At 51.8% G+C, this 3,608-nt stretch carries 3 protein-coding genes; 1 reads left to right on the top strand and 2 read right to left on the bottom strand.

The genetic code is table 11. The annotated features are described in order from the left end of the window. The first annotated feature begins 187 nt into the window (after nucleotides 1-187). Nucleotides 188-1,588, top strand: coding sequence for a DEAD/DEAH box helicase (locus tag WCO51_11120; protein ID MEI6513805.1), 1,401 nt, complete (start codon nucleotides 188-190; stop codon nucleotides 1,586-1,588). A 91-nt stretch (nucleotides 1,589-1,679) separates the two neighbouring features. Here WCO51_11120 and WCO51_11115 read toward each other — a convergent pair whose 3' ends face one another. Continuing rightward, nucleotides 1,680-2,744, bottom strand: coding sequence for a permease (locus tag WCO51_11115; protein MEI6513804.1), 1,065 nt, complete (start codon nucleotides 2,742-2,744; stop codon nucleotides 1,680-1,682). 15 nt (nucleotides 2,745-2,759) lie between these two features. Continuing rightward, a complete protein-coding gene (locus WCO51_11110; GenBank protein ID MEI6513803.1) occupies nucleotides 2,760-3,464 on the bottom strand; it encodes a cytochrome c biogenesis protein CcdA in 705 nt (234 codons plus the stop codon). Nucleotides 3,465-3,608 lie beyond the last annotated feature (144 nt).

Below are 3,608 nucleotides of genomic sequence, written 5' to 3'. Positions count from 1 at the left end.
AATGGGCGTGGGAATACGGTAAAGTAGACAGGGCTACACTAATCGTGATAATTGTGCTATAATTAGAGAGGTTGTTACGTTGCTTCGGCATTGGCCTGGTTGTTCTTGGAAGTCTTCGGTTCATCTAGCTCACTGTCTCTAAGCCTCGGAGACAATACGAACCATATATTAGGAGCTAGAACCATTAATGAGACAGAACAAAACGATTGTATGTCGTGATTGCGAACAGAACTTCACCATCCTTTTCCGAGAACAGATTTCCTCTAAACCACCTACTCAGTGCCCCAAGTGCCGTAGCGTTGAGCCTGTTCCCTCCCCTGAATTTGCCGCTTTCGGCTTGGATCCGAGACTTGTGAAGGCAGTTGCCTTTGCAGGATATGAGAACCCCACGCCCGTTCAGTCGGCTACTATCCCTATAGCGATGCAGTGTCAAGACCTGATCGGCACCGCCCAAACAGGAACCGGCAAGACGGCCGCCTTTGTGTTGCCTCTCTTGAATCACCTGCTGTTGCATCCGCCCCATAGGCCTTGCACGAGAATAATCGTGTTGACGCCAACCAGGGAACTTGCCGAGCAGATCAGTGATACCTTCCGTCAGCTTGCTAAGTTCACTAAGCTAAGCGTGGCCTGTGTTTATGGCGGTGTAGGACTGAACTCTCAAGCGGACGCTATGCGGCGCGGGGTTGACGTAATCGTCGCCTGTCCCGGTAGGCTTTTAGACCACATGAACCGTGGTAATACAAGATTTTCACAAGTAGAGAAACTGGTGCTCGACGAAGCTGACCGGATGCTTGACATGGGTTTCTTGCCCCAGATTAAGCGCGTCATCTCGGGTCTTCCTGAAAAGCGACACACCATGCTCTTCTCAGCAACCTTTGCTCCAGAGCTTTCACGACTGGTCGCAGAGTACATGCATAACCCGCAACGCTTGAACGTCGACCTTCAAATGCCACCTAAAGCGATCACGCACGCCCTGTACCCATGCCCTAATCACCTGAAGACGGACATGGTTCTTAAACTACTTGATGTGAACGATACTAACTCAGTTCTGGTCTTTGCTCGCACTAAACACCGCGCAGACCGCGTGGCAGAGCAGATCAGCAAAGCAGGTTTCAAGACCAACGCCTTACATTCTAACAAGTCTCAAAGCCAGAGGCAGAGCGCCTTGAACGACTTCAAATATGGCCGTGTCCAGGTGCTTGTTGCCACCGACATCGCTGCTCGTGGTTTGGATGTCGAGAGCATTTCGCATGTTATCAACTACGACATCCCCGATACCGCTGATGCTTACATTCATCGCATCGGGCGAACCGGTAGGATGGAAACTGAAGGCGACGCGATGACGTTGATTACAAGAGAAGATGCCGGAATGGTATGGGACATCGAAAAAGCTCTCGGCGGCCCTATCGAGCGCCGCAAGATAGATGGCTTTGACTACCAAAACGAGGAGCCAACCCCTGCTGACATGGGTCAGAATGCGTCCGCTCGCCATGGTTACAGACCCTCCGCAAAGGGCATGAACAAGACTTTGAGCTACGGCGCCGCCACGAGAAGATCTCGCGGCAGAAGGCCCACTGCAGCTAGATAAGCTGCCCCTTTAATACGTGTTTCTCTTTAAAACCTAAGCTGCTTGCAGCTTAGGTTTTATCTTTCTAAGTTTATGATGAGCCGGAAAACCCTTAGAAGATGAAGTTGAACAGGTAGCCGACGATGAGGATGCCGGTTGCGACAACACCGACAAACACGGCGATTAGACGCGGTTTAAGCACTTTGCGGAGGATGATGGTTTCGGGTAGGGACAGGCCGATAACAGCCATCATGAAGGCAAGCACGGTTCCAAGAGCAGCCCCCTTCTCGATTAAAGCATGCACCACAGGAATGATACCGGCAGCGTTTGAGTACATCGGAATGCCAAGCAGCACTGCAAGCGGCACCGACCACCATGCGCTCTTACCCATGAATGAGGCCATAAACCCTTCAGGCACGTAACCATGTATCCCCGCGCCAACCGCAATACCGGCAACGACATAGAGCCATACTTTGCTAACGATCTCTATGACGGCGGTCTTCCCCGCTTGCAGTCGATCGCTCCAAGCCAGGCGTTCTGATGATGAATCGGTTTGTGCCATCTGAATCTCAAACACCCAAGACTCTATGTCTCGCTCCATATGAAGACGACCGATTACCCAGCCGGCAGTGATGGCAATTAGCAAACCGGTGGATACATACACAGCAGCGACCTTCCACCCGAACATGCCAAAGAGCAAGACAATAGCCACTTCATTAATCATAGGCGCGGCGATAAGGAACGACAGCGTCACTCCCAACGGAATTCCCGCCTCGACAAAGCCCAGGAACAACGGCACCGCTGAGCAAGAGCAGAAGGGCGTGACGATGCCAAGAAGCGCCGCAAGAACGTTACCTAGTGTCTCGCGTTTGCCTGCGAGCATACTTCGTGTACGCTCAGGAGTGAAGAATGAGCGAATGATGCCCACACCAAACACTACCAGCACCAGAAGCATCAGCACCTTTGGTACTTCAAATAGGAAGAATGCGACTGCGCTCCCAAGGTGACTGCCCCTAGGAAACCCAATCAACGAGTACGAGAGCCAGTAAGACACAGGCTGAATCGTGCAATAGACGAGGTACCACAAAGCGCCAAGCACAACCGCCTTTACGGCGATTGCTACACCTGATACAAACTTACTCTTCGTTTCAATCGGCTTCTCAGTGGTGGGGGACATCGGAAATTGGTCTCCTTAAAGAGTGATTTTAACCATGTAGACGCCGGCCAATATAACGAGCGCACCGCAAATGCGCCGCATAATGACAACCCCTTTGGACTTTTCGTTCCAATTCATGTACAGTTGGATAGCCTCAGCAGAAGCTCCAGCAAAAGCGATTACCAAGCAATGACCGATGCCGTACAAGGCAACCAACGAAATAGCATACAGTAGACGCGACTCCGAAGCGGCACGGCGACTAGCCTCGAGCACAGGGATCATAAAGCCAAAAGTACATGGTCCTAGCGCAATCCCGAACACTAGTCCGAGGATAAAAGCCGCAAGCGCGCCGCGCCGCTTTAGCTTGATATTGCCCGGCCCTGAGAAGGGTGTGGGAATAATACCCATAAGGTTAAGCCCGACCAGGAGGAATACCAACGCCACAACGTAGTTGCCCCAGACCCCGACATCCCCCCACATCTTGCCCATTAGCCCCGTAATAACACCCAGTAAGGCGATAGTCACGAGAACCCCAAAGGCAAAGAGAGAAGAGATGCCAAACGCTCTTGAACGTGACATCTTTCCCTGTCCGCTGATGAACCCAACAATCAACGGAATGCTGGACAGGTGGCACGGGCTAATGGCAACACTTAGCATCCCCCAGATAAAGGACGCGCTCAAGGCAACATAAGCCGAACCCGCCACCGCCCCATACACCCATTCAAACAGGTACTCAAGCATACTTCTATCTTCTCGCCCACCAGTATGTGGCTATTTCTTTGGCTTGATCCCAAACTCGTTAAGCTTCGCGATAATGTCTGCCTTGGGATAGAAGCCCTGATGGCGGTAGAGTTCCTTGCCGTTAGCATTGTAGAAAATCTGGGT

Source organism: bacterium, assembly GCA_037131655.1.
Classification (GTDB): Bacteria; Armatimonadota; Fimbriimonadia; order Fimbriimonadales; family JBAXQP01; genus JBAXQP01.
The sequence above is the reverse complement of the archived record's forward strand: the minus strand, read 5'-3'. Positions and strand labels throughout refer to the sequence as shown.